The organism is Anaerofustis sp. LCP19S3_F7 (genome assembly GCF_052119445.1).
In the GTDB taxonomy this organism is placed as follows: domain Bacteria; phylum Bacillota; class Clostridia; order Eubacteriales; family Anaerofustaceae; genus Anaerofustis; species Anaerofustis butyriciformans.
On the sequence record NZ_JBQKFF010000001.1, the window covers coordinates 247,883 to 271,342 of the forward strand.

Here is a 23,460-nt window from a genome sequence, read left to right on the forward strand (position 1 = left end):
CTGTTTTTTTATACTATATCGTCAAGTTTAAATTTAATAACTTTTTTTAAATCTTCAATATTTACTTCTACTTGATACCCAACTTTTCCTGCAGAAAATATTATTGTTTCAAAATCTTTTGCCGTTTCGTTTATAACAGTTGTAAAAAACTTTTTCATACCAATAGGAGAACATCCACCGTGTATATACCCTGTTAAAGGCATAAGTTCTTTTTCTTTAATCATTGATATTGATTTTTCACTAATGCTTTTTGCGGCTTTTTTAAGATTTAATTCTTTATTTACAGGTATTACAAAAACATAATGCTCTTTACTCTTCCCTACTGTAACAAGTGTTTTAAAGACTTGATTTTCATTTTTGTTTAAAGATTTTGCAACATCGTTTCCGCTTAAACCTTGGTTAGAATCATATGAATAACTTTTATAGTTTATTTTTTTTTGAGATAAAATTCTCATTACATTTGTTTTTTCACTCATAATTTACCTCTTTTATATAAATTAATAAGTATATTATAATGAAATATATATAAAATTCAAAATATCAAAACAATTTATATTTTTATTTTATGTGATTATAAATATTTTAATATAGTAAAATATTTATAATTAACTATATATACAGTTTTTTACTAAAAATATGGCTGTTATGAATCAATTTCTTGATTTTTTAAATATCAATATATATATAATAAATAAGATATTATTATATTTTTTAGATTTACATATATATAATAAAATTTCGGTATTTTATAAAAAAATAATTTTAAGTATTTTATATGTTTTTTATATAAGTATTAAATAAATATTTTTTCATTAAAAATAAAAAATTTAAATATATAGAAGAAAGGTGAAATTATGAGGAAAAAGCTTTTAAGTTTACTATTAATAATAACTATAATATTCAGTGTCTTTCCGATTATGGTATTAGCACAAGACTCTACTGTTGCATCTATTACTTTAGATGGTGTTACAACAGATTATACAGATACTAATGAGTTTTTAAGAGAATTACGTAATTTTTGATACATCTGCTACAAAAATTGATATTAAGTTATTTGATACATTGAATGTAGAAAATGATATGCAAATGTATTCTTTATCTGTTCCAAATGGTAAAAATATTACTTTTGATTTAAATGGTTATTCTTTTTTAATAGATAACAATTTAGATATTTTTCTAAAAGGTAATCTTGTAATCAAAAATGGTACATTCAATAAAATTAATGTAGAAGGTTTTTTGGATTATGAAGATTTAAATATTACATTTAAAGATGTTAATATTCAAACAGCATATACAAGAAACTTACATATGGTTCTTGAGGGAACAACATATTTTGAAGATCTTGAAATAAATTGTACAGGTGATAGCTATGTTACTACACCATCTGCTAGTATGTTATCTATTCCGGAAGGTTCAACTTCAAATATAGGTGAACTTAAGTTAACGATGTGGGATTCTCTTCCTCAAACCATTCGCTCTTAAACTGATATTGGCGGAAAACTTATTGCTGAAAGCATATATATGGAATCTGGTCCATATAGTGCAGATTTTAATATTTCTGATACAGGTGTTGTTGATTTTAAAAATATTGAATTAGTTTCTCGTGGTAATGCTTCTTGTACTATTAATAATAATAATGAACTAATTGTCAGAGATACATTAAAAAATGGTGGTAGTATTATTAATAATGGAACAATTTCATATAATGGAGAAGTTGAAGGTAATCCTATTAATGGTAATGAAGTATCTCCAATACATATACATTCTTGGAATTCAGCTTGGACAAGTGATTCTAATTATCATTGGCATGAATGTACAAATGATAATTGTCCTATTACAGAAAATGGTGAAAAAGATGGTTATGGAAAACACGAATATGATAATGATTCTGATATAGATTGTAATATTTGTGGTTTTAAGAGAACAATAAGTAACGATAATAATAATACAAATAATAAATTGAACTCACCTGGAACAGGTGATAATAATAATATTGGATTTTGGATTTGTTTTATTATTGTTAGTATTTGTAGTTTAGTTGCTGTAATTTTAAAAAGAAAAAGAGCTTAAAAAAAAGTTATACTTATTTAATATAAGTATAGCTTTTTTTATGCTTAAATACATTATATTAATATGAATATTATATTTTAAAAAATTTTATTTATTTACTTTTATTCTTTCAAAATAATATAATTAAATATTTATTCTTATTTTAATATATTAAATTTAAATAAAATAAAAAAAGTCTTTAATTTATATATATTTTATGTTATAGTGTATATACACGAAAGGAAATTTTTATGAAAAGTAAAGGATGTTATTGTATTAATTTTAGAAGGGCTGCAAAAAACATAACAAAATATTATGATGATTATTTAAAGGAAAGCTCTCTTACTTTAAATCAGTTTTCTTTAATAAAAAATATTTTAAAAATACAGCCTGCTTCAATAAGTGATATAGCATCTAAGGTAAGACTTGAAAGAACAACTGTTGTAAGAAATTTAAAAACTTTGTTTAAAGAAGGGTTAATAGAAGATATTTCAAAAGAGAATGAGAGAAATAAACAAGTTATAGTTACAAAAAAAGGAAAAGAAATTTTAGATATTGCCATACCTTTATGGCAGGAAGCTCAAGATAATATTGAAAAAATTTTGGGAATGGATAATTATAATAAATCTCTTGAAATTTTTGAAATAATAGATAATTTATAAATTTTTATATAAAGGAGATAAAAAAATGTTTTACGAAGAAAGACAAATGGAAGAAAAAGCTTTAATGGAAACAGCGGCAAAAATGTGTGCTGCGGCAAGAACGGCTCCAAAGACAAAAGGTGTAGATGATATTATTACCCTTGTTTTGACAGGCAGTGAAAAAGTTAAACTTGCAGATAAAATGGATGAAGTTTATCTTAGAGAATTTGGTGAAACTGAAGGACATTATGTAAGAGATGCTAAAAATTTAAGAGCTTCCGGTGCCGTTGTTTTAATAGGTGTAAAAAAATCTTACAAAGGACTTCCTCATTGTTCTTTCTGTGGATTTAAAAACTGTGGAGAAAACAAGAAAAACGGAGGAAGATGTGCATTTAATACAATAGACCTTGGTATTGCGATTGGTTCTGCAGTTTCTGTTGCAGCTGATAACAGAGTTGACAGCAGAGTAATGTTTTCTATAGGTAAAGTATTTGAAGAAATGGACTTTATAAAAGAAAAAGATATATTATGGCAAGGTATTCCAATTAGTATAAGCGGTAAGAGTCCTTACTTTGATAGAGTAAAGAAAAAATAAAAAGACAATTTTATATTGTCTTTTTTTATTGTTTCGATTTACTTAACCAATATTGATATGAAAAATCTTTTATTTTATTATAATAATTATATTTGTGGAAGGTTTATTTATGATTAAAAAATGTAATAAAGGAGTTTAAGGATTATAAAAATGTTCTTTCTGCTTTAGGAGATGAAACAAGGCAGGCTATAATCGTTTATATAATGATAAATTGTGATGGTAAAGGCTTTAGAATTGGTGAATTATCTGATAAAGTTTCAGCTTCAAGAACTGCAATATCCCATCATTTAAAAGTATTAAAAGAGAATAATGTAGTTGATATAAGAAAAGAAGGAACAAAAAATTATTATTATATAAATAAAGAAAGCAGCAGTTTAAAAACTCTTATTAGATTTTTTAAAGATTTGGAAGAATATATAAAATAAAGGATATAAATATGAAAAAAGTAAACAATGTATATTTCAGCCCTACATTTTCTACAAAAAAGGTTGTAGAAACAGTTGGAAACACAATAAGTGATAATACTTGTAATTTAGATTTATCAAATAAAGACGAAGATTATTCAAAGTATGAATTTAATGAAAATGAAATTTGAAAACCATAAAATTATGAGTGATTATTGCTCTCCGTAGGTTATCAATAAAATCCTCCAAAAGCCTTGAAAATAAAGGATTTATCGCAATATGTTCGCCTTATCTCTTTATATGATTTTACACAAGTTTACTCTTTTCCTGATTGCTCATAAGGGCAAATTCAAGGGCAAGAAAATCTGATAACAAGATATAACAGAGTGTGGCAATCGGAGAACTGTGACATATGTGCGAATATATTATAACGGAGGATTTTTTAATGGACAAGTATATTTATGATGCAAGCAATGGTTTATGGTATGAGTTGCAGGGGGATTATTATATTCCTTGCCTTACTTTACCAGCCGAAAAAGAAAACAAACCTATCAGTTTGTGGGGGCAGCGACACAAACACTACTTACAGGAACATAAACGGACGGTTTATATTTCGCTGCTCACAAGCGGCAAATTGAATAATTACTTTGCCGACATTGACGAACAAGCAACGGAAATGATGTTTCGATTGGTTGAGCAAATGGCTGACAAGGAGGGTATGACCGAACAACTTAAAGTAGAAAACCCGATGTTGTGGGTTGGTCGAATGAATGAGATACAGGCAAGAGCACGAGAAATTGTATATGCCGATATTATCTATAAGTAAAAAATGTAATATATAGAATATTAAAATTGTGGCAGTCAAAAATTAAAACTTTGCCTGCCACAATTATGATTCGATGTGTTCTCTTTCATAATGACTTTGGTAATTCATTATGCTATAATGAATTTAATTTACGGTATCGCACTGTATCTACTAATTTGGAGTTCGATTAGAACAGGAAAAGATTATATTGATTGCTCTCTATGCGAGATTAAAACCGATTATACAGGAGGAAATTGAATGAGCAATATTATTCAAATCAATAATCTTAATAAAAGTTTTGGAAGTGTAAACGCTGTTCAGAATTTGAGTTTTCGTGTGAAAAAAGGAGAGTTGTTTGCCTTTCTTGGTATCAATGGGGCAGGAAAATCAACTACAATCAATATTATGTGCGGACAACTGTCGAAAGACAGTGGAAGCGTTTTTATTGATAAACACGATGTAGATAAGGATATGGACTATATTAAGCGTGAACTGGGCGTAGTTTTTCAATCATCTGTCTTGGATTCTACCCTTTCTGTTTATGATAATTTGGAAAGTCGTGCCGCTTTATATGGCATTACTGGAATGGAGTTTAAGAAACGACTTGAGGAACTGGCAAAAATATTAGATTTTGAAAATTTATTGAAACGCACCGTTGGTAAATTATCAGGAGGACAACGCCGAAGAATTGATATTGCAAGGGCTTTGTTTCATAAGCCTAAAATTCTTATTCTTGATGAGCCGACAACAGGGCTTGATCCGCAGACACGCCGACTTATTTGGAATGTTATATCAAGTTTTCGCAAAGATGAAAATATGACTGTATTTTTAACTACGCACTATATGGAAGAAGCTGCGGAAGCTGATTATGTTGTAATCATTGATGATGGAAAAATATCCGCAGAGGGTACTCCGCTTGAATTAAAAAATATTTATACTGGGGATTACATCACAATTTATGATGTAGATGAAAAGGATATTAAGGCACTTGATGTGGAATATGAGCAAATCCGAAACGGTTATCGCCTTTCTGTACCGAATACAAAGGCTGCAACTGAATTGATTATTCGTAATCCACAGTTGTTTAATGATTACGAAATAACAAAAGGAAAAATGGACGATGTTTTTCTTGCTGTTACAGGAAAAACATTAGTGGGAGGTGCTGAAAAATGAGTATGGCTTTCATTCTTATCAAAAGAAATATCAAATTGTTTTTCAAAGATAAGGGAATGTTCTTTACCTCTTTGATAACGCCTGCTATATTGCTTGTACTCTATGTAACTTTTCTTGGGAATGTGTATCGGGATAGTTTTACATCTAATTTACCTAATTCATTAAAACTATCAGAAAGTATAATAAAGGGACTGGTAGGCGGTCAACTTATCTCATCTATTCTTGCTGTTTCGTGTGTAACGGTTGCTTTTTGTTCTAATTTTTTAATGGTGCAAGATAAAGCAAATGGTACGATAAGAGATTTAAGAATATCTCCTGTGAAGTCAGCTACACTTTCGCTGAGTTATTATGTTGCAACCTTGCTTTCAACACTTATTATTTGCTTTGCTGCAACGGGTATCTGTCTTACTTATGTGGCTATTGTCGGTTGGTATATGTCACTCGCAGATATATTCTTTTTGTTTCTTGATATTTTACTTCTTGTTTTGTTTGGAACAGCATTATCTTCGATTATTAATTTTTTCTTATCAACACAAGGACAAATTTCAGCGGTAGGCACAATCATCAGTGCGGGATATGGTTTCATTTGTGGTGCATATATGCCTATTTCTTCATTTGGAGAAGGGCTGCAAAAAATAATCTCATTTTTGCCAGGCACTTATGGTACATCACTTATCCGAAATCATACAATGCAAGGGGCGCTTGCCGAAATGCAAAATCAAGGTATTCCAACAGAGGTTATTGAAAAACTAAAAGATTCCCTTGATTGCAATCTTTATTTTTTCGGAAGTCAAGTAAATATTGGAACGATGTATATGATACTTGGTATCACTATTTTGGTATTGATTGGAATTTATATTTTGTTAAACAAATCAAAAAAATATAACTGTTAATTTAGTAGCTGCAAATGATTATGTAATCCGCCGCTATGGGTAAAACCATAACGGCGGTTTTTCAATGCCTATCGGCTATCTCTGTCAATGGATTTTTTACGCTGTCTTTGCGGTGGGTTCTGCTTGTTGCGTTCCTGTATCTCACGCAAATGTTTTAGCACGCTCTGCTTTTCGGGCGGTCTAAGCTGTTCTTTAGCGGTGGCTGTCGGTTTCCTGCTGACTTGGCGTTCCCACTCGGCAAGGTCACGGTTGTACTGTTCCACAACGCTTTCCATTTCTCGGAAAGTACGTATAAATATCTGAACATCGGGATAACCGTCCTCTTTGAGCGTGTCGGGGATTTTATCCAGCCTGTCGGCAATCTCTGCTTCGGTTTCTTTGATTTTTATTTCCAACGCTTTTCGCTATTTGACTTTGAAAATCCCCTTTGTATCGGCAAGCTGCTGTTTCAACTGCGGCAGAACTTTGTCCTGCAAATTTTTAATTTTTACCGCTTTGCCTTGTACTTTTATCATCAGATTTCGCATATGACGGAACTCATGGATATCAATATCAAGCGTAGGCTTGGGCGGCATATCCTTTTCTCGGATAAGGTTTTGCAGAAAGTCTTTTGCCTTTTCCACAATTCCACGGAACAGATTGGGCAGCCAGCCTTTGCTTTTGATAGACTGACTTGCTTTTTCGTGTATATCGGTTTTCTTGACTTCTAAAATCTTTGCTTCGGAAATACCGATAACAACGCCATATCCGCTGTCCTGTTCCATTCCTGCCTTGCGGTGTTGTCCGCTTCAATCTCTGCGGCTTTGGAATTGTTCTTTCCGATTTTTTTGGTGGTAAGATAAACGCTGTTCTTATCAAATACCTTTAACTGCTGTTCAGGATCAGCAATATGGCGATTGATAAGGTCGGTATAAACCTCTTTCACTTCCCGAAGAAAATGCTCGCTTTTGAATTTATCATCTTTCACGGTAAAGAGGTGGCTTTCGTAAATCTCGCCTTTTTTTATGACGGTGCAGCCTTTTCGTATCTGCCCGTTCTCCCCTGTGATTTCTTTCTTGGCGCGTACCCTTTTGCCTGTTTCATCATAGAACACACTGCGTGTGGCTATCTTAATGTCAGGCTCAGGGAGCAGTTTTCTTTCGCTGAAGATAAGATGGATATGATAGTTTGTTTTGCGTTTATTGTGGTGGAGGGCTGACACACACTCCACACCATACCGTTTGTGGAACTCCTCCGTAAAGTCCTCCAGCACTTCCTGCGGCTTGTATCTTGTATAAATTTCGAGCAGGGCAATAATAAATTCCCTTGCTTCAATACATTTGCCCTCTGTGCCACTTCGCTTAAATTCCTGTTGGCTTTCCCTTGCAAGGTTCTTCCAAAATTCATTGTCGGCGGTGCGGTAGGTGGCATAGAGATTTTCCTGCCTTGCGTGGCTTGTGATATAGGATATTCTTCCCTTGACATTTGGCAGCTTCGACATCTGTATAAATGAGTGTCTTGCCATATACTCCTTCCTCCCGTGACGGGCATACTCTTTTTGCAACCGATAAATCAGTTGCCGCTGTTTCGGCGGCGTAAGCAGACGGACAGCGGAGAAAAACGCTGCTGCGGTTTTCTCTGTGATAATGCTGAAAACGAAAGTATCAGCGTTATCACAAGCCCCCTGCAAGGGCGAAATACCCAGAGTACAAATCGAAGATTTGTGCGAGAGGTGTATTTCGCTCTCAAACGCCGAGGGCTTAGAGAATGGTTATTCTACTTTTCAGATATCGTTTTTATTGAGCAGGTTTCTTCCCTGATTGACGCTCATAAATCGCTCTAAAGTATCCCTGCGGATAATCGCTTTTCTGCCGACTTTAAGGACGGAAAGCTTGCCCCAGTCTACCAACTTACGCATTGTATTTCTTCCGATACCCGTACATTCTGCTGCTTCTTCTATGGTTAAACCCATTTTGATGTTGCTCATTTTATCAGCCTCCTTTCAAAATACGCATTTTGCAACTATGAGTGTGCTATTATACTTATTTCGCTATCTATTGTTAACTTGTTTTGCAACTTATTAAGAAATATTTTTGTGTTTTATTAAAATTATGGTTGCAAAGTAGGTTTTACCATTCTATACTATCAGCAATAGGAGGTGAAAACCTTGAAAAAAGAAATCACATTCACCGCAAAACAGGTCGGTGAACGAGTTAAAGAACGCCGAACAGAATTAAACTTAACAATGCCAGAACTTGGTAAGCGTATCGAGGTAAACAAATCCACCATTCAGAGATATGAAGCGGACGGAGTAGACCCGAAACGCACAATGATTATCAACGGGCTGGCAGAAGCACTCCTGACCACTCCCGAATGGCTGACAGGACTTTCCGAAGATAAGGAATATGACAGCCGCACTTTATGTGCAAGGGATATGGAGGAACATATCAAAAAATATCTTGATACGGTTTCTTCTGTGGTAAAGGGCGAACCGCACCAACAACTGCTTACTACATTCCTCGGAAAGATGATTGACCTCTATACGGTTATGACTTATCACTTTGCAGACGCTATGGCTGAGGTTGACCGTGTAGCGGAGGATGAGGGCTTAAAGCAGTCCTTACGCCGCTATGCGATTGAGTCAGGGGCGATTATGGAGAGAGTTTACCGTAAAGAAATGGAAATTCCTATCGAGGATATGAAACAGTTTTTAGATGGGATTTTACATATCTACGATGAGGAACGCACCGCTGTAAAGATGGGCGACCTGTTCGGGATAGCGACAGCAGCCGAAGAAAGGGTTGCTGAAAAAGAAAAATTCCGTGGCTCTTTGACAAGTGAAAACGATGATTGACACTCATCGGCATAAGTAACATTTTTACTTTACGCACACCATATGTCACAGTCCCGATTACCACGGATATGAAGGGGAAATTTATCTATGGCAAAAGGTTCTGTAAGAAAAAAAGGTAAAAAGTGGTACGCACGCTTCTACATCGAAGATGAAAGCGGCAGAAAAGTACAAAAGAGTTTGTGGGAACAGAAAGCAAGTCTGAAACAGAAGCCCTGCTCAGAAAGGCAATCGCTGACTATGAGGAAAAGAAATTCGTTGCGAAGTCTGAAAATATCACGGTTGGTATGCTGCTCGATCTGTGGGTGGAGGAAGAACTGAAACCCGGCAATCTCAGCAATGGAACGGTAATGTCTTATCAAGGAACGGTCAACCGTATCAAACAGCACCCGATAGGAAACCGAAAGCTGAAAACTGTAACCGCCGACCATTTACAGGCGTATATAGACTTTCTCAGCTTTGGAGGTACAAATCCTGACGGCACAACCGCAAAGGCACTCAGCAAAGGGTATCTCCGATTGTTTTCGGCTGTTTTACAAGGGGCGTTCCGTTTTGCAGTATTCCCGAAAAGGCTGATAACCTTTAACCCGATGCAGTATGTGGTATGGCGAGGAAAGAAAGAAGAATACGAACTGTTCTCGGACGAGGATGGAGAAACAACTTCCACACCAACGCTCAGCTACGAACAGTATCAGAGGTTAGAGGACTTTCTGAAAAAGAAAAACAATCCTGCACTTCTGCCTATACAGATAGCCTATTATACAGGCTTGCGTATTGGAGAGGTATGTGGTCTTACTTGGCAGGACATCAACCTTGAGGAACAATACCTGACAGTACGCCGCAGTATGCGTTACAACAGGGCAAGGCACAGAACAGAAATAGGGGCAACAAAGCGTAAAAAAAATCCGTACCGTGGACTTTTGCGATACGCTTGCCGCAATCCTGAAAGCTGCGAAAGCAGAACAGCATAAAAACCGTTTCCGATACGGGGAACTGTATAGCCTTAATTACTATTTGGAGGTTAAAGAAAAAGACCGCACCTATTATGAGGTTTACAGTCTGCCGAGGTCGGAGGAAGTCCCAGCAGGGTACAAGGAACTATCCTTTGTCTGCCTTAGACCTGACGGAGCATTTGAAGCACCGAGTACGGTGGGGATTATGTGCAGGACAGCGAGAAAAAAGGTGGAGGGATTGGAGGATTTCCACTTCCATATGTTCAGACACACCTATACAAGCAATCTGCTTTCAAATGGAGCTGCCCCGAAAGATGTGCAGGAACTTCTCGGACACGCTGATGTCAGTACCACAATGAACATTTACGCTCACGCTACAAGGGAAGCGAAGCGTACTTCCGCAAGACTGCTGGATAAGGTAATCGGCGGAGAATAAAAAATTTTCCTTGTTTCGGCTCATAAGGGCAAAAACAAGGGAAAATACATAAGGTTTGAACATTTAATAGGCGATATGCCTTGAAAATACAGGGTTTATAGAGGATTGAATAGATAAAATGAAATTTGTGTAGTTGGAGTTCCATCTTTTGGAGGAAGAGTTCCTTCAACTGCAAGTGAGAGAATAAGTAAATTAAAGGCAAATAATACTCCTTGTGTAATAATTGTAACTTATGGTAACAGAGCTTATGAAGATACCTTAATAGAGCTTAAGGATATTTTAAATAATAATGGGTTTAGGGTTGTTGCTGCAATGGGGGTAGTTTGTGAACATTCTATTATGAATGAATTTGCAAAAGGCAGACCTGATGAAAATGATATAAATAAAATAAAAGATTATGCTATAAAAATAAAAGAAAAAATTGAAAGTAACAATTTTGAAGAAATTGAAGTACCTGGTAATACCCCTTATAAAAAATATGGTGCTATTTCAATGGTTCCAAAAGCAGATAAGAACTGTATAAAATGCGGTAAATGTGCAGCTGAGTGTTCTGTTGGTGCAATTGATTTTAATGAACCTGATAAAACAGATAAAGATAAATGTATTTCTTGTATGAGATGTATAAAAGTATGCGACTATAATGCAAGAAGTTTAAATAAAGTTATGTTAATGGCTGCAAGAAAAAAACTAAAAAAAGCATGTGAAGGCAGAAAGGAAAACGAACTTTTCATATAATAATGGATAATAAAAAAAGATGTAAGTGGGTAGATTTAAAAAGCGAAATTTATATAGCTTATCATGATAATGAATGGGGTGTTCCTGTTTATGATGATAGAAAACTTTTTGAAATGCTTATTTTAGAGTCTTTTCAAGCCGGTCTTTCATGGATAACAATACTTAAAAAAAGAGAAGCATTCAAAAAAGCATATGATAATTTTGATTATAATAAAGTTATAAATTATGATGAAGATAAAATAAATGAACTTTTAGAAAATAAAGATATAATAAGAAATAAAAACAAAATAAAATCATCAATATCAAATGCAACAATATTTGTAAAAATACAGGAAGAATACGGAAGTTTTTCTAATTATATATGGTCTTTTACAAATGGAGAAATAATAAAAAATAAAGATGATAATTTTAATACAACAAGTCCTCTTTCAGATAAAGTTTCAATGGATTTAAAGAAAAGAGGAATGAAGTATGTCGGAAGTACTATTATATATTCATATCTTCAAGCTATTGGAATAATAAATGACCATGAAATAGATTGTTTTAAATATAAAGGTTAAGAAAGTTATTCTTTCTTAACCTTTTTTTCTATACATTCTAAATCATAAATACTTGGAGAATAAATAATATTTCCCATATAATCAAATCTTGAACCGTGACATGGACAGTCCCATGTTTTTTCATCAGGATTCCACGAAAGTTCGCAGTTTAAATGAGGACATTTGCTTGGAACAATATAACAGTTTCCTTCTTCGTCTTTATATACTCCTACTTTTTCTCCTTTATATTCTACTATTCCTCCATGCCCTAACGGAAGAGACTTAAGTGTAGTATCTGGAATATTTAAAATTTCTTTTGAAAGTCCTTTTATTGAATAAGGACCTTCTTTAAGTATTGATTTTTTTATTCCTTTTGTATCAAATCTTTCGGGAGAAAATATACTGTCTTTATAATCAAATCCTTTAAGTATCATATCACTTATTATATTTGCAGCAACCATTGAAGATGTCATACCCCATTTATTAAATCCGGTAATTACATAAACATCTTTAAATGCTTTTGAAAATAAACCTATATAAGGTACTTTGTCAATTGTCATGCAATCTTCACTTGCATAATGCCCTATTTCTTCAAATCCCGGATATAGTTTTTTTATTTCTTCTCTTAGATTTTGATATTTTTCTCCTTTTTTGTTTTCCCCGCTTCTGTGTTTTTCTCCTCCAAACAATAATATATCGTCGTAACCTCTGAAAGAGTATCCTTTTTCATCTACACTTAAATATATATCTTTTAATTTTTTTGTATTTTTTAAAATTAAGAAGTATGAAAGTTCTTGATGCATTCTTAAAAAATAATATCCCGGAACATTTAAGAAAGGAAAAGAGCAGGCAAATATTATTTTATCCGCTTTTATTTTATATCCTCTGTCTGTAATAAGAGTTTTTCTTTTTGCTTTTACCTCTTCTATAAAAGTATTTTCGTATATTGCAAGGTCTTTTAATATGTGTTTTATAAATTTAAAGGGATTAAATTTTCCTTGATTTTTATATTTTATTGCTCCTTTGAATTTTAAAGGAAGAGAGCTTTCTTCTATATATTCGCAGTCAATATCGCATTTTAAAAGAGCATTATATTCTTTTATTAATTTGTTTTCATCTTCTTTTGTATATAAATAAGCATTGCATTTTTCAAAATCGCATTCTATATTTTCTTCTTTTATTATATTCTCATATTCTTCTATTGCTTTTTTATTTAAATATGCATACTCCCTTGCTTTATAAGTACCAAAATTACTTATAAGTTCTTCATATATAAGTGAGTGTGCAAGAGTAATTTTTCCCGTTGTATAAGCCGTAGTTTTTTGACATATTCTGTCTTTTTCAAAAATAACTGCTTTTATTCCTTGTTTTTTTAACTTATAAGCAGTAAGAATTCCCGATATTCCTCCCCCAATTATTGCAACATCTACATTTATGTTTTTATTTAATTCTTCATACATCGGTAAGTTAACGGTGTTTTCCCATAATGAATTCATAATAATACCTCTAAATCTATTTTTTATATATTATTGACAATTATAGGAAATATATAAGGTCGAAAAATAAAAAATTAGAAAAATTAAAAGTTTAAAAATTTTTAATTTTTATTAATAAATTATTAATTGAATAGATAAATATTGTTATAATAATATTTTTTTATAATTTAAAAAGAGGGGAATTTTATGAAAAAAACAATTATATTGTAATGAATTTACATTATCTGTTTATTTATTAATATTAAATCTTTTACAATTAGTTAAATCAAATAATGGTATAAAAAAATACTCTTTAATTTTTTTAATAGTTATATTATGTGTTTTATCACTGCCATTTTGTGAAGGTTCAATGTATCTTTTACCATTGTTATTTATTTTTAATTTTGGATATGGAAATAAAAAATATCTTATATTGGTATAATATTATGGTCATTGTTATTATTATTAAAATCTGTAATATCGTATTTTACAGGCTCAACCGCTACATCATTATTTTCAACTTTATGTTTTGATAGTGAATGGGTAATGCTATTTACTATTTTACCTATATATTTATATTCCGGTAAAAGAGGCAATAATTCGAAAATGGCTAAATGGCTATTTTATTTAGTCTATCCTATACACTTATGGGTTTTAATGATTATTTCAAAAATATTAGCTTAGTATTTTGTATATTTTATATTTAGGTAAAATAATAAAGAACTTAAAATTTATTGACAATATTAATTTATTTATGATATTATCTAACGACAGGGAATGAAGTTCTCCCTTAGTATTAAACTAAAACCGCTTTTATAGCTGATGACTTCTGTGTTTTGGACACAGGGATTATCAGCTTTTTTTGTGTCCGATTAAAATTATAAATTGGAGGTATTTTATTATGCTGCTTAGTGTTGCGATGATTTTGTTAATAGGTATGTTTATGGGGTGGTTATGTAAAAAGATACACTTACCAAGCCTTACAGGTATGATTTTAACCGGTATTATTTTAGGACCTTATGTGTTAAATTTAATTGACGATTCCATTTTAACCATATCATCAGATTTAAGAAGAATTGCACTTATAATTATTTTAACAAGGGCCGGTTTATCCCTTGATTTGAATGATTTAAAGAAAGTCGGACGTCCTGCAGTTTTAATGTGTTTTGTTCCTGCTTGTTTTGAAATTTTAGGTATGGTAATATTAGCACCAAAATTACTTGGTATTTCTATATTAGATGCTGCTATTATGGGTGCTGTTGTAGGGGCTGTGTCACCTGCCGTTATTGTTCCTAAAATGATAAAACTTATAGATGAAGGATATGGAGTAAAAAACAGTATTCCTCAATTAATTCTTGCAGGTGCTTCAGTAGATGATGTTTTTGTAATAGTTATGTTTACGGCTTTTACAGGACTTGCACAAGGAAACAGTATCTCAGTATCAAGTTTTGTTAATATTCCTATTTCTATAATTACTGGTATTATTGCAGGTATTTTTATCGGTATTATTCTTGCAAAATACTTTGAAAAAGTTCATATAAGAGATACTTCAAAAGTAATTATTATTTTATGTATATCTTTTATTTTGGTAACACTTGAAGATTCTTTTTCTTCAGTAATTCCTTTTGCTTCTTTAATAGCAGTTATGTCAATAGGAATAGCTCTTCAAAAGAAAAGAGAGGTTGTTGCAAACAGATTATCTTTAAAATTTAATAAACTATGGGTTTTTGCTGAAATTATACTATTTGTTTTAGTTGGAGCAACTGTAGATATTAAATATGCCGTATCGGCAGGAATTTTATCTGTTATTTTAATTTTAGGTGTACTTATATTTAGAATGTTTGGAGTATTTTTATGTTTGTTAAAAACAAAACTTACAATGAAAGAAAGACTTTTTTGTATGATTGCATATTCTCCAAAAGCTACAGTCCAAGCTGCAATAGGCGGTATTCCTTTAGCAATGGGATTATCTTGTGGAAATATAGTTTTAACTGTTGCAGTTGTTGCTATTTTAATAACGGCTCCTTTAGGTGCATTTTTAATTGATTTTTCTTATAAAAAATTATTGAATAAAGAAACTATATAATCATAGCTTTATATAATTATTAAAAAAAAACTGTAATTCTATATTAAATTTAATAAAAAATAAAAAGAAGATTTATATATCTTCTTTTTTATTTATAATAATTTATATGTAAATTTTTTAAATATATATACAAAAATTTATTAAAAATTAATATAATATAATAACCCAATAAATATCGAAAGGATTTAAAATGCAAGAAGAAAAACTTGTTTCATATATGTTGGATTTGGGTGAGATACTGCTTACTTCTGGAGCTGAAGTAAGCAGGGTTGAAGATACTTTAAACAGAATAGGAAAAGCTTATTTATTACAAAAAGTAGAGGTTTTTACAATAACTTCTACTATTATTCTGACTGTTAAATTTTCAGATAGTAATATAATTACTCAAACAAGAAGAATAAAAAAATATGAAACAAACCTCGAACAAGTTGAATACGTAAACCAGCTATCCAGAGACATATGTGTAAAAACATTAAGCATGAATGAGTTAAAAAAAGAAATAGATAAAATAAGGAATACTAATAAATACAATAAAAAACTTATATTTCTTTCTTATGTTTTTGTCTCAGGTGCTTTTTCAGTATTTTTCGGTGGCAGTTTAATGGATAGTATTGCTTCTATGATAACTGGAGGAGTAATGTATTTTACGGTTAATTCATTAAACAAATTAAAAATAAACAATTTTGTAACCAGCCTTCTTTCTTCACTAATAACCGCTCTTTGTGCTGTTGTTTTAAACAGTATAGGTATAGGTGAAAATATAGACAAGATTATTATAGGAAATATTATGCTTCTTATTCCCGGACTTACTCTTACATCTTCATTAAGAGATATGATAAACGGGGATATTATTTCCGGTCTTCTTGGAGTTTTGGAATCAATTTTAAAGGCAATAGCTATTGCAATGGGTTTTGCTTTTATATTAATTCCTATAGGAGGTTAAAATGTTACAAGGTATTATACAGATAATTATGGCGGTTATAGGTTCTCTTGGTTTTGCGATTTTATTTAATATAAAAAGAGATAAACTTTCTATTATAGGTATTGGTTCTGCCATAGGCTGGATTTGTTATTTGTTTTTCTTTAGTTTTAACGGAAGTAAAGTTACAACTCTTTTTATAACAACAACCATACTCTCTTTATTTTCGGAAATTTTAGCAAGAAAAATAAAAACTCCCGTTATTGTTCTTTTGGTTCCAATACTGATACCTTTAATTCCCGGAGGAGATTTATACTATACAATGTATAATCTGGTAACGGGCAATATGGATAAATTTATATATTATTTTTCTCTTGTAATGAAAGAAGCTGCGGCTATATCTTTTGGAATAATCATTATTACGTCAATAATGCAGATATTTACAAAATTTCAACGATATAAATTAAAATAAAAAAATCATGCTTATGCATGATTTTTTTATTTTTGTCTTGGTATTTTTTTAGTTTTAAATATTAAAAACAACGTTATAATAAAAGTTGTTATTTCAGCAAAAGGAACAGCCATCCACATTCCGTTTAAATCAAAGAATAAAGGAAAAATTTTTAAAAACAGTATTAAAAGTATAAAGGATCTAAGAAATGTTATAACCGCTGAGTATTGACCTTTTGCATAGGAAGTAAATCTTACTGCCGTAAAAATACTAAGTCCCGAGAAAAAGTATCCTATGGAATATATTCTCATTCCCATTACACCTAAGTTGTATACATTTGTTCCTTTTGTTGCAAAAAATGATACTGCCAAAGGAGCAAATATAAAAGATATTATATATAAAACACTTGGTATAATGCTAAAAAATCTATATGAATATTTTCCCAGTTTAATAAGTACGTCTTTATTTTTATTTCCATAGTTATAACCAAGAAGCGGAGATATACCCATTGAATATCCGGTATAAATACCAAGGAAAATAAATTGTACGTACATTATTATAGAAACAGCAGCAACACCGTCATCTCCCGCATATGTAAGAGCTGTTTTATTAAAAACAACAGTTGTAATTGCTATTGCAAGCTGATTTATAAATTCAGAAGAACCATTTATAATGCAAGGAGATAGAAAGTTTAATTTTATTTTTTCTATTTTAAATTTTATATTATTACTATATTTTATAAAATAAATTATTCCCAAAATCATTGAAAGGATAAGTCCAAGTATTGTTGCTATTCCTGCCCCAAAAATTCCAAGTGACATTTTACCTACAAATATATAATCGAGAATAATATTTAAAATACCTCCCGATGCCGAAACTATAAAACTTATTTTTGGGTTTCCGTTAATTCTTATAAAATAAACAAAAATTTCTTTAAGCATAATGGCTATTGTTCCAAACAACCAAATTTTTATATATATTTCACAGTAATCTAACGTTATACTTGTTGCACCGAGAAAAACTAATATATCCGATAAATAAAGAAGTATTACCCAGGAAATAATAATTCCTATTATTAAGCTTGAAACAATAAAAATTGAAACATTTGATTTGCTTTTGTTTTATCATTTTTTCCAAGATATATAGAAGAAAGAGAACTTCCTCCTACTGCAAACATCATTGCAATTCCGGTTAATAAATTAACTATTGGATATACTATGTTTATTGCAGCAAGTGCATTTGTTCCTACATATTGTGAAACGTATATACCATCTACTATTGTATATAAAGTAGTAAATAAAGCAGTAAGATATGTTGGTATTATAAATTTTAAAACCTTATAGAAATTTATATTTTTTCATCCTTAAACATTAAAATATTTTTCATTTTTTCACCTCGAAGTAAATTATAAAGTTTAAACATAGTTTAAGGTCAATGGTTTTTATGATAAAATATATTAAAACTTTTAGGAGAATAAAAATTAAAGATGTTTTTTCAATAGGAGATATATCTAAATTTTTTAATATTCCAACTTCAACACTTAGATTTTGGGAAAAGAAGGGGTTATTGTCTCCAAGAAAAGAAGATAATAATTACAGGGAATATTCCCTTCCTGACTTAATGAAAATATCCGATATTGTTTTTTATAAAAATTTGGGAATTCCTTTAAAAGATATTTTAAATTTAAAAAATAAAAATATTATAGAACAAGAGTTTTTTTGTAGTGAACATTTAAAAGAACTTGAAAGTCAAAAAGCATTAATTAATAGACAAATACAAAGATTAAAACAACATCAAAAAGCTTTAAATATAATAAATGAACTTAAGGATAAGGATTATATAATTGCTGATATAGATACTGAGTGTATTGTATCCTTTGAACTTACACAAAAAGAAAAAATAAAAATGTATATAAAAAATCCATATTTATATTCCAGAGTTCAACATTCAAATGCTACTGATAAAGAACAAAGGGGAATAACCGTAATAAAGCCGAAAAATAATAATGATATTATATGGCAGAAAAATAACGATAAATATGCCGTTTGTTTGATGAAAGAAGAAGTAGTAAAAGATTATCCAAATAACCTTAATAGTCTTTTATCAAAAGTACAGAAAAAATACGAAACAGGGTATATTATAAGCAGATTTTTAACTTCTGCAAGGGAAGAAAATAAAATATATGATTTTTATAAAACTTATATTGAAATAAAAAAAGAGATTAATTAATCTCTTTTTTATTTATTTAGAAGATAGTTTGCCGTATTTTCATCTGTTATTAATTTATTAACATATCCGCTTTTAACTGCAAGATAAATTGCGAACATTTTGCTTTCTCCACCTGCAACAGCTACTTTGTAAGGTGCTTTTTTATAAACGTCACTGCTTATTCCTATAATTCTGTCAAGTATATCTAAAGCTCCTTCGTTACCGTGTCTATCTAGGAATATTGAAGAAACAATATCGCAGCATATATCTCTTTGTTTTAATTCTTTTAAATCTTCATCTTTAAAGTATCCTGATTTATGTATTGTTGCATTGTCATCTGCAGGATTACCAAGAGATGTAATAACGCAGTCTAATTTTTTATACATATCGAATACTTCTTTTATTGAACCTTCATTTATTATTATTTCTTTAAATTTTTTATTGTCTACTATGGAAGGCGCAAGAAGCACCATTGCTTTACTGCCGAATACTTCACCTATTTTTGCGGTAATTTGATTTGAATGACGGTCTATTGATACATTTCCGTATCCTCCAAGAAGAGAAACAAAAGTTTTTTCAGGGTATTTTATGTCACTTTCAATATTAATATGACTTAAAGTGTTTCCCCAGCCTATACCTATATTATTATATTTTTTTACCATATCTTTTAATTCTTCACCGGCACCGTCTGCAAGAGAACGAGTTAATTTTTTACTGTCTTTAAAATATGGAACAACTTTAAAGTCTACATTAGGATATTTATTTTTTAATGCTTCCTCCAAATCGTTTAAAGGAGTAAACTCTTTTATTTTTATTTCAACTATTCCTTCATCTATACATCTTTTAAGTGCTCTTGATATTCCTATTCTTGAAATACCCATGCTGTCCCCTATTTGCTTTTGGGTCATGCCGTCAAGATAGTACATTTTTGCTATTTTTGAAAGGGTATTATTATCTAACATTTTTTTCTCCTAAAATTATAAAAGTGGTTGACATATAAAATCTTTTATTATATAATACGGTTGAAATTGAACATATGAGCATTTAAACTGTTCATATGAACAAATAAATATTAACATATCAATTAAATGATGTCAATAAAATATAAATATTTTTAAGTTTCTTAGGAGGAAAAAAAATGCAAGGCAAAATGAAAGCTGGCAGACTTCATGCTATCAACGACATAAGATGTGACGAAGTGGATATTCCACAAATTAAAGATGACGAAGTACTTGTAAGAGTATATTGTGCAGGTATATGCGGTTCTGACTTAGGTAGAGTTTTCTCAACAGGTACATATCACTTCCCTACAACTCTAGGTCATGAATTCGGTGGTGAAATAGTTGAAATCGGTAAAGGTGTAAAAGACCTTGACTTAAGAGAAGAATTAAAAGTAGGTCAAAGAGTTGACGTAAACCCTATGACAGGATGCGGAAAATGTAAAGATTGCTTAAATGGTAATATAAATTTATGTGATACATATGGCTACACAGGTTCAAGAAGCGACGGAGGATTTGGTCAATACGTTGCAGTAAAAGCTACACAATGTTATGTATGTCCTGATGATTTTAGCTGGGATATGATTTGTCAAATCGACCCTGCTGTTATTTCACTACACGGTGCTTTAAGAGCTGGTATCAAAGTTAACGATGCAGTTGTAGTATTTGGTACAGGTCCTGTTGGATACTATATGGTTCAATGGGCAAACATCTGCGGAGCAAGAATGGTAATCGCAGTTGATATTAAAGATGAAAAACTTGACTTAATCAAGAAAGTAGGCGCTACTTATACAATTAACTCATTAAATATGACAAATGAAGAAGTTGTTGCAAAAATTAAAGAATATACTGGTGAAGATGGTCCTGAAGTATGTATAGAAGCAGCAGGTTCTCCAATAACATTTAACCAAGCATTACAATGCTTAAAGAAACACGGTACATTTACATGTATAGGTACTCCACATGGAGATGTAAATGTTCTTGATAAATCTTATGATAAATGTATTTTAAGAAAAGAACTTACAATAAAAGGTTCTTGGTGCTATAACTTTACACCTGAATATGAAGAATTCTGTGCAACAATAGATGCTGCTAAGAAAGGTTTACTTGACTTAACATCAATTATTTCTCACAGATTTAAAGTTGATGATGTAAAAGACGCTTTTGCCTTAATTGAAAGAAAAGAATTCTTTAATAAAATCGTAATTACACAAGATGGTTACGAACCTGGAAAATAGTTTTTAATTAAAATAAAATATAAATAAAATTTAAGGAGAAAATTAATATGTTAACAAAATACGAATTAGCAAGAGTAAATGACCACTCTTTATTAAAACCACAATTAACTTATGATGAAGTAAGAAAAGGAATCCAATTCGCAAAAGAATGGAAATGTAGAACTGTATGTGTTACTCCATCAAGAGTAAAAATGGCTTATGATATTCTAAAAGGTTCTGAAACAGCAGTATGTGCATGTGTTGGTTTCCCAAATGGTGCAGAACTTACAGAATCAAAAGTTGCTGATACTCAAAGAGTATACAACATGGGTGCAACAGAAGTTGATATCGTACTTAACGTTTCAGCTTTAAAATCAGGTGATTATGATACAGTATTTAACGATGTTCATGCAGTAGTAAATGCTTCTCCTGCTAATATCAAAGTTATCTTAGAAAACTGCTTATTAACAAAAGATGAAATCGCAAAAGCTTCAAGAATTTGTTCTGATGCTGGTGCTGGATTTGTTAAAACATCTACAGGTTTCTCATCAGGTGGTGCTACACTTGAAGATATCGCAATCATGAAAGCAAATATCGATACAACAAGAGTTCAAATTAAAGCTGCCGGCGGTATTTCAACAGTTGCTGATGCTGAAGCATTCTTAAAAGCTGGTTGTTCAAGACTTGGTATTTCAAGAACACAAGCTATGTTTGATGAAATTGACGCAGCAAGCAAATAGTAACTTACATTTTTCTTAATACATAAAAAAGAAGAGAATATATTCTCTTCTTTTTTTTTGATAATTAAAATATAAATGATTATTCAAAACCTTTGTCTATATCATTAAATAATTCATCATTAAAGAAATCCCTTATGTTTATTTCAAAAAAATCACATAAAATTTTAATTGTTTTTATTCCCGGGTTTTTACATTTTCCATCAAACATACTGTAAAGAGTAGTAGGAGGAATACCTGCCATGTTTGCAAGTGAATTTATGGAATATCCGCTTTCTTCACATAGCATCATTATTTTTTTGTTTATAGCTTCCCTAAGTTGCATTTTATTCACCTCCGTTTATTAATATTACATAAATTAAATTTAGTCAAAATTAAATTTCTTTTTTTATATTTTACATTATTTTTTTTTATTTAAAAAGTAACCTATGGCGACTTAATGTTGACTTTTTTAAAAAAATATTATAATATAAGGTGAACAATCTTCAGGGTTGGGTGAAATTCCCTACCGGCAGTTATAGTCTGCGAGCGAAAGCTGAAAAGGTGAAATTCCTTTACCGACGGTAAAGTCCGGATGAGAGAGGATACATAAAGTATTTTTTTTAGTAATTTCCTGAAGGGTGATTACTATTTTTTATGTATACCTTAAATTTTAAGGAGGTATAAAAAAAATGAAAGACACTAGAAGACTTGTAACAGTTTCAATGCTTATTGCATTGTCAATCGTATTAATGCTTATTGTACGATTCCCAATTATGCCATCGGCTGCATGGCTTGAATATGAACCAATGGATGTTCCACTTCTTATTATAGGTTTAATGTTCGGACCTGTAACAGGAATAATATCCGTTATAATTTCAAGCTGTATACAAGCACTAACCGTAAGTGCTATGAACGGCTGGGTAGGTGCTTTGATGCACATAATCTCAAGTAGCGCACTTGTAGGAGTTGCAGGATTTGTATACAGCAAAAACAAAACAAGAAAAGGTGCTGTATTAGGGCTTGTTCTTGGAGCTATAGCAATGGTTCTTGTTATGATTCCGGCAAACTTGGTAATTACAACTAATTTTTACGGTATGCCATTAGAAGCTGTAAAAGCATCACTTCCTGTTGCAGTAATACCTTTTAATATTTTAAAAGCCGGTATTAACTGCATAATAACTTTTATTGTATATAAACCTATCAGTAACTTTATAAAGACAAGACATGATAGTGCAAGAGTAAATACAACAAAATAGAAATAATAATAAAATCTTTACTTAATGAATCCATTTAGCCTCTCAAAACGAGAGGCTTTAATTTTTTTATATAAAAAA

The 23,460-nt window shown here is 31.0% G+C and carries 32 protein-coding genes, 1 pseudogene and 2 riboswitches; of the genes and pseudogenes, 22 read left to right on the forward strand and 11 right to left on the reverse strand.

Annotated elements, in window-relative coordinates; genetic code table 11:
• Positions 1-8 precede the first annotated feature (8 nt).
• On the reverse strand, positions 9-476 hold the full coding sequence (ybaK, locus tag ACTQYZ_RS01235; protein ID WP_441021137.1) for a Cys-tRNA(Pro) deacylase: 468 nt from the start codon (positions 474-476) through the stop codon (positions 9-11).
• Positions 477-1,062: 586 nt separating this feature from the next.
• On the opposite strand from ybaK, the gene ACTQYZ_RS01240 reads away from it, so the two are divergent.
• The 9 genes from ACTQYZ_RS01240 to ACTQYZ_RS01280 all read left to right on the forward strand — a co-directional run bounded on the left by ACTQYZ_RS01240 (position 1,063) and on the right by ACTQYZ_RS01280 (position 6,560).
• Entirely contained in the window at positions 1,063-1,482 is a 420-nt protein-coding gene (locus ACTQYZ_RS01240) for a hypothetical protein (RefSeq protein WP_441415859.1), read from the forward strand.
• 39 nt (positions 1,483-1,521) lie between these two features.
• Positions 1,522-2,070 (forward strand): hypothetical protein, encoded by a 549-nt coding sequence (locus tag ACTQYZ_RS01245; RefSeq protein ID WP_441415860.1) that lies wholly within the window; start codon positions 1,522-1,524, stop codon positions 2,068-2,070.
• Between the two features lie 230 nt (positions 2,071-2,300).
• Positions 2,301-2,711 (forward strand): MarR family winged helix-turn-helix transcriptional regulator, encoded by a 411-nt coding sequence (locus tag ACTQYZ_RS01250; RefSeq protein ID WP_441021133.1) that lies wholly within the window; start codon positions 2,301-2,303, stop codon positions 2,709-2,711.
• A 25-nt stretch (positions 2,712-2,736) separates the two neighbouring features.
• On the forward strand, positions 2,737-3,285 hold the full coding sequence (locus ACTQYZ_RS01255; RefSeq protein WP_441021131.1) for a ferredoxin domain-containing protein: 549 nt from the start codon (positions 2,737-2,739) through the stop codon (positions 3,283-3,285).
• Between the two features lie 125 nt (positions 3,286-3,410).
• Positions 3,411-3,710, forward strand: a complete 300-nt coding sequence (locus ACTQYZ_RS01260; RefSeq protein WP_441416021.1) for an ArsR/SmtB family transcription factor — start codon at positions 3,411-3,413, stop codon at positions 3,708-3,710.
• An 11-nt stretch (positions 3,711-3,721) separates the two neighbouring features.
• A complete protein-coding gene (locus tag ACTQYZ_RS01265; RefSeq protein WP_441021129.1) occupies positions 3,722-3,880 on the forward strand; it encodes a hypothetical protein in 159 nt (52 codons plus the stop codon).
• A gap of 254 nt (positions 3,881-4,134) precedes the next feature.
• Complete coding sequence (locus ACTQYZ_RS01270) at positions 4,135-4,515, forward strand: TnpV protein (RefSeq protein ID WP_441415861.1); 381 nt, start codon at positions 4,135-4,137, stop codon at positions 4,513-4,515.
• A 237-nt stretch (positions 4,516-4,752) separates the two neighbouring features.
• A complete protein-coding gene (locus ACTQYZ_RS01275) occupies positions 4,753-5,667 on the forward strand; it encodes an ABC transporter ATP-binding protein (protein WP_441415862.1) in 915 nt (304 codons plus the stop codon).
• Entirely contained in the window at positions 5,664-6,560 is an 897-nt protein-coding gene (locus ACTQYZ_RS01280; RefSeq protein WP_441415863.1) for an ABC transporter permease, read from the forward strand. The genes ACTQYZ_RS01275 and ACTQYZ_RS01280 overlap by 4 nt, the downstream gene beginning before the upstream one ends.
• Positions 6,561-6,628: 68 nt before the next feature.
• On the opposite strand, the gene ACTQYZ_RS01285 is transcribed toward ACTQYZ_RS01280, so the two are convergent.
• The 4 genes from ACTQYZ_RS01285 to ACTQYZ_RS01300 all read right to left on the reverse strand — a co-directional run bounded on the left by ACTQYZ_RS01285 (position 6,629) and on the right by ACTQYZ_RS01300 (position 8,526).
• A complete protein-coding gene (locus ACTQYZ_RS01285; protein ID WP_441021122.1) occupies positions 6,629-6,955 on the reverse strand; it encodes a hypothetical protein in 327 nt (108 codons plus the stop codon).
• Between the two features lie 9 nt (positions 6,956-6,964).
• Entirely contained in the window at positions 6,965-7,324 is a 360-nt protein-coding gene (locus ACTQYZ_RS01290) for a hypothetical protein (RefSeq protein WP_441415864.1), read from the reverse strand.
• Complete coding sequence (locus tag ACTQYZ_RS01295; RefSeq protein WP_441415865.1) at positions 7,267-8,064, reverse strand: MobA/MobL family protein; 798 nt, start codon at positions 8,062-8,064, stop codon at positions 7,267-7,269. The genes ACTQYZ_RS01290 and ACTQYZ_RS01295 overlap by 58 nt, the downstream gene beginning before the upstream one ends.
• 258 nt (positions 8,065-8,322) lie before the next feature.
• The gene (locus ACTQYZ_RS01300) at positions 8,323-8,526 is read right to left on the reverse strand and encodes a helix-turn-helix domain-containing protein (protein WP_441415866.1); all 204 of its coding nucleotides are present in this window, start codon (positions 8,524-8,526) and stop codon (positions 8,323-8,325) included.
• A 171-nt stretch (positions 8,527-8,697) separates the two neighbouring features.
• Here ACTQYZ_RS01300 and ACTQYZ_RS01305 point away from each other — a divergent pair, with 171 nt between their 5' ends.
• The 5 genes from ACTQYZ_RS01305 (at position 8,698) to ACTQYZ_RS01325 (ending at position 12,074) form a co-directional block, all read left to right on the forward strand.
• Positions 8,698-9,393, forward strand: coding sequence for a helix-turn-helix domain-containing protein (locus ACTQYZ_RS01305; RefSeq protein WP_441415867.1), 696 nt, complete (start codon positions 8,698-8,700; stop codon positions 9,391-9,393).
• A 179-nt stretch (positions 9,394-9,572) separates the two neighbouring features.
• Positions 9,573-10,361: a tyrosine-type recombinase/integrase gene (locus ACTQYZ_RS01310; RefSeq protein WP_441415868.1), complete on the forward strand. Its 789-nt coding sequence runs from the start codon at positions 9,573-9,575 to the stop codon at positions 10,359-10,361.
• A 43-nt stretch (positions 10,362-10,404) separates the two neighbouring features.
• On the forward strand, positions 10,405-10,779 hold the full coding sequence (locus tag ACTQYZ_RS01315) for a tyrosine-type recombinase/integrase (RefSeq protein WP_441415869.1): 375 nt from the start codon (positions 10,405-10,407) through the stop codon (positions 10,777-10,779).
• Positions 10,780-11,091: 312 nt separating this feature from the next.
• A complete protein-coding gene (locus ACTQYZ_RS01320; RefSeq protein ID WP_441021109.1) occupies positions 11,092-11,514 on the forward strand; it encodes a DUF362 domain-containing protein in 423 nt (140 codons plus the stop codon).
• A gap of 2 nt (positions 11,515-11,516) precedes the next feature.
• Positions 11,517-12,074 carry a DNA-3-methyladenine glycosylase I gene (locus tag ACTQYZ_RS01325; RefSeq protein WP_441021107.1) on the forward strand — a complete coding sequence of 186 codons (558 nt, stop codon included), beginning with the start codon at positions 11,517-11,519 and terminating at the stop codon, positions 12,072-12,074.
• Positions 12,075-12,079: 5 nt separating this feature from the next.
• On the opposite strand, the gene ACTQYZ_RS01330 is transcribed toward ACTQYZ_RS01325, so the two are convergent.
• Positions 12,080-13,549, reverse strand: coding sequence for an FAD-dependent oxidoreductase (locus ACTQYZ_RS01330; protein ID WP_441021105.1), 1,470 nt, complete (start codon positions 13,547-13,549; stop codon positions 12,080-12,082).
• Positions 13,550-13,956: 407 nt separating this feature from the next.
• Positions 13,957-14,124, reverse strand: coding sequence for a hypothetical protein (locus ACTQYZ_RS01335; protein ID WP_441021103.1), 168 nt, complete (start codon positions 14,122-14,124; stop codon positions 13,957-13,959).
• Between the two features lie 168 nt (positions 14,125-14,292).
• A riboswitch (Fluoride riboswitch) is annotated at positions 14,293-14,367 on the forward strand.
• Positions 14,368-14,429: 62 nt separating this feature from the next.
• On the opposite strand from ACTQYZ_RS01335, the gene ACTQYZ_RS01340 reads away from it, so the two are divergent.
• The 3 genes from ACTQYZ_RS01340 (at position 14,430) to ACTQYZ_RS01350 (ending at position 17,005) form a co-directional block, all read left to right on the forward strand.
• Positions 14,430-15,614: a cation:proton antiporter gene (locus tag ACTQYZ_RS01340; protein WP_441415870.1), complete on the forward strand. Its 1,185-nt coding sequence runs from the start codon at positions 14,430-14,432 to the stop codon at positions 15,612-15,614.
• 190 nt (positions 15,615-15,804) lie between these two features.
• The gene (locus tag ACTQYZ_RS01345; RefSeq protein WP_441415871.1) at positions 15,805-16,557 is read left to right on the forward strand and encodes a threonine/serine ThrE exporter family protein; all 753 of its coding nucleotides are present in this window, start codon (positions 15,805-15,807) and stop codon (positions 16,555-16,557) included.
• 1 nt (position 16,558) lies between these two features.
• A complete protein-coding gene (locus ACTQYZ_RS01350) occupies positions 16,559-17,005 on the forward strand; it encodes a threonine/serine exporter family protein (protein WP_329382046.1) in 447 nt (148 codons plus the stop codon).
• Between the two features lie 26 nt (positions 17,006-17,031).
• Here the strand turns inward: ACTQYZ_RS01350 and ACTQYZ_RS01355 are convergent, their stop codons facing one another.
• Both ACTQYZ_RS01355 and ACTQYZ_RS01360 read right to left on the reverse strand, forming a co-directional pair.
• Positions 17,032-17,805 (reverse strand): MATE family efflux transporter, encoded by a 774-nt coding sequence (locus ACTQYZ_RS01355; protein ID WP_441416022.1) that lies wholly within the window; start codon positions 17,803-17,805, stop codon positions 17,032-17,034.
• A 72-nt stretch (positions 17,806-17,877) separates the two neighbouring features.
• Positions 17,878-18,251 (reverse strand): annotated as a pseudogene (locus ACTQYZ_RS01360) (MATE family efflux transporter); the annotation flags it as partial.
• Between ACTQYZ_RS01360 and ACTQYZ_RS01365 the strand changes: the two are divergent.
• On the forward strand, positions 18,202-18,327 hold the full coding sequence (locus tag ACTQYZ_RS01365; RefSeq protein WP_441415872.1) for a hypothetical protein: 126 nt from the start codon (positions 18,202-18,204) through the stop codon (positions 18,325-18,327). The pseudogene ACTQYZ_RS01360 and the gene ACTQYZ_RS01365 overlap by 50 nt on opposite strands.
• Before the next feature lie 100 nt (positions 18,328-18,427).
• A complete protein-coding gene (locus tag ACTQYZ_RS01370; protein WP_441415873.1) occupies positions 18,428-19,213 on the forward strand; it encodes a MerR family transcriptional regulator in 786 nt (261 codons plus the stop codon).
• A gap of 8 nt (positions 19,214-19,221) precedes the next feature.
• Here the strand turns inward: ACTQYZ_RS01370 and ACTQYZ_RS01375 are convergent, their stop codons facing one another.
• Positions 19,222-20,154 (reverse strand): sugar-binding transcriptional regulator, encoded by a 933-nt coding sequence (locus tag ACTQYZ_RS01375; RefSeq protein WP_441021091.1) that lies wholly within the window; start codon positions 20,152-20,154, stop codon positions 19,222-19,224.
• A 176-nt stretch (positions 20,155-20,330) separates the two neighbouring features.
• Between ACTQYZ_RS01375 and ACTQYZ_RS01380 the strand changes: the two genes are divergently transcribed.
• Together ACTQYZ_RS01380 and deoC are read left to right on the forward strand one after the other, a co-directional pair.
• Positions 20,331-21,428, forward strand: a complete 1,098-nt coding sequence (locus ACTQYZ_RS01380) for a galactitol-1-phosphate 5-dehydrogenase (protein WP_441021089.1) — start codon at positions 20,331-20,333, stop codon at positions 21,426-21,428.
• A gap of 47 nt (positions 21,429-21,475) precedes the next feature.
• The gene (gene deoC / locus ACTQYZ_RS01385; protein WP_329382028.1) at positions 21,476-22,147 is read left to right on the forward strand and encodes a deoxyribose-phosphate aldolase; all 672 of its coding nucleotides are present in this window, start codon (positions 21,476-21,478) and stop codon (positions 22,145-22,147) included.
• 79 nt (positions 22,148-22,226) lie between these two features.
• Here deoC and ACTQYZ_RS01390 read toward each other — a convergent pair whose 3' ends face one another.
• Entirely contained in the window at positions 22,227-22,469 is a 243-nt protein-coding gene (locus ACTQYZ_RS01390; RefSeq protein WP_441021086.1) for a helix-turn-helix domain-containing protein, read from the reverse strand.
• A 152-nt stretch (positions 22,470-22,621) separates the two neighbouring features.
• Positions 22,622-22,734, forward strand: a riboswitch (FMN riboswitch).
• Positions 22,735-22,815: 81 nt separating this feature from the next.
• Here ACTQYZ_RS01390 and ACTQYZ_RS01395 point away from each other — a divergent pair.
• Entirely contained in the window at positions 22,816-23,382 is a 567-nt protein-coding gene (locus tag ACTQYZ_RS01395; protein ID WP_441021084.1) for an ECF transporter S component, read from the forward strand.
• The last annotated feature ends 78 nt before the right edge of the window (positions 23,383-23,460 follow it).

Coding starts and splice junctions, on each gene's coding strand:
- ybaK (WP_441021137.1), bottom strand. CDS start 476: ATGAGTGAAAAAACAAATGTAATGAGAATTTTATCTCAAAAAAAAATA.
- ACTQYZ_RS01245 (WP_441415860.1), top strand. CDS start 1,522: ATGGAATCTGGTCCATATAGTGCAGATTTTAATATTTCTGATACAGGT.
- ACTQYZ_RS01250 (WP_441021133.1), top strand. CDS start 2,301: ATGAAAAGTAAAGGATGTTATTGTATTAATTTTAGAAGGGCTGCAAAA.
- ACTQYZ_RS01255 (WP_441021131.1), top strand. CDS start 2,737: ATGTTTTACGAAGAAAGACAAATGGAAGAAAAAGCTTTAATGGAAACA.
- ACTQYZ_RS01265 (WP_441021129.1), top strand. CDS start 3,722: ATGAAAAAAGTAAACAATGTATATTTCAGCCCTACATTTTCTACAAAA.
- ACTQYZ_RS01270 (WP_441415861.1), top strand. CDS start 4,135: ATGGACAAGTATATTTATGATGCAAGCAATGGTTTATGGTATGAGTTG.
- ACTQYZ_RS01275 (WP_441415862.1), top strand. CDS start 4,753: ATGAGCAATATTATTCAAATCAATAATCTTAATAAAAGTTTTGGAAGT.
- ACTQYZ_RS01280 (WP_441415863.1), top strand. CDS start 5,664: ATGAGTATGGCTTTCATTCTTATCAAAAGAAATATCAAATTGTTTTTC.
- ACTQYZ_RS01290 (WP_441415864.1), bottom strand. CDS start 7,324: ATGGAACAGGACAGCGGATATGGCGTTGTTATCGGTATTTCCGAAGCA.
- ACTQYZ_RS01295 (WP_441415865.1), bottom strand. CDS start 8,064: ATGGCAAGACACTCATTTATACAGATGTCGAAGCTGCCAAATGTCAAG.
- ACTQYZ_RS01300 (WP_441415866.1), bottom strand. CDS start 8,526: ATGAGCAACATCAAAATGGGTTTAACCATAGAAGAAGCAGCAGAATGT.
- ACTQYZ_RS01320 (WP_441021109.1), top strand. CDS start 11,092: ATGGGGGTAGTTTGTGAACATTCTATTATGAATGAATTTGCAAAAGGC.
- ACTQYZ_RS01325 (WP_441021107.1), top strand. CDS start 11,517: ATGGATAATAAAAAAAGATGTAAGTGGGTAGATTTAAAAAGCGAAATT.
- ACTQYZ_RS01330 (WP_441021105.1), bottom strand. CDS start 13,549: ATGAATTCATTATGGGAAAACACCGTTAACTTACCGATGTATGAAGAA.
- ACTQYZ_RS01340 (WP_441415870.1), top strand. CDS start 14,430: ATGCTGCTTAGTGTTGCGATGATTTTGTTAATAGGTATGTTTATGGGG.
- ACTQYZ_RS01345 (WP_441415871.1), top strand. CDS start 15,805: ATGCAAGAAGAAAAACTTGTTTCATATATGTTGGATTTGGGTGAGATA.
- ACTQYZ_RS01350 (WP_329382046.1), top strand. CDS start 16,559: ATGTTACAAGGTATTATACAGATAATTATGGCGGTTATAGGTTCTCTT.
- ACTQYZ_RS01355 (WP_441416022.1), bottom strand. CDS start 17,805: ATGTCACTTGGAATTTTTGGGGCAGGAATAGCAACAATACTTGGACTT.
- ACTQYZ_RS01365 (WP_441415872.1), top strand. CDS start 18,202: ATGTTTATTGCAGCAAGTGCATTTGTTCCTACATATTGTGAAACGTAT.
- ACTQYZ_RS01370 (WP_441415873.1), top strand. CDS start 18,428: ATGATAAAATATATTAAAACTTTTAGGAGAATAAAAATTAAAGATGTT.
- ACTQYZ_RS01375 (WP_441021091.1), bottom strand. CDS start 20,154: ATGTTAGATAATAATACCCTTTCAAAAATAGCAAAAATGTACTATCTT.
- ACTQYZ_RS01380 (WP_441021089.1), top strand. CDS start 20,331: ATGCAAGGCAAAATGAAAGCTGGCAGACTTCATGCTATCAACGACATA.
- deoC (WP_329382028.1), top strand. CDS start 21,476: ATGTTAACAAAATACGAATTAGCAAGAGTAAATGACCACTCTTTATTA.
- ACTQYZ_RS01390 (WP_441021086.1), bottom strand. CDS start 22,469: ATGCAACTTAGGGAAGCTATAAACAAAAAAATAATGATGCTATGTGAA.
- ACTQYZ_RS01395 (WP_441021084.1), top strand. CDS start 22,816: ATGAAAGACACTAGAAGACTTGTAACAGTTTCAATGCTTATTGCATTG.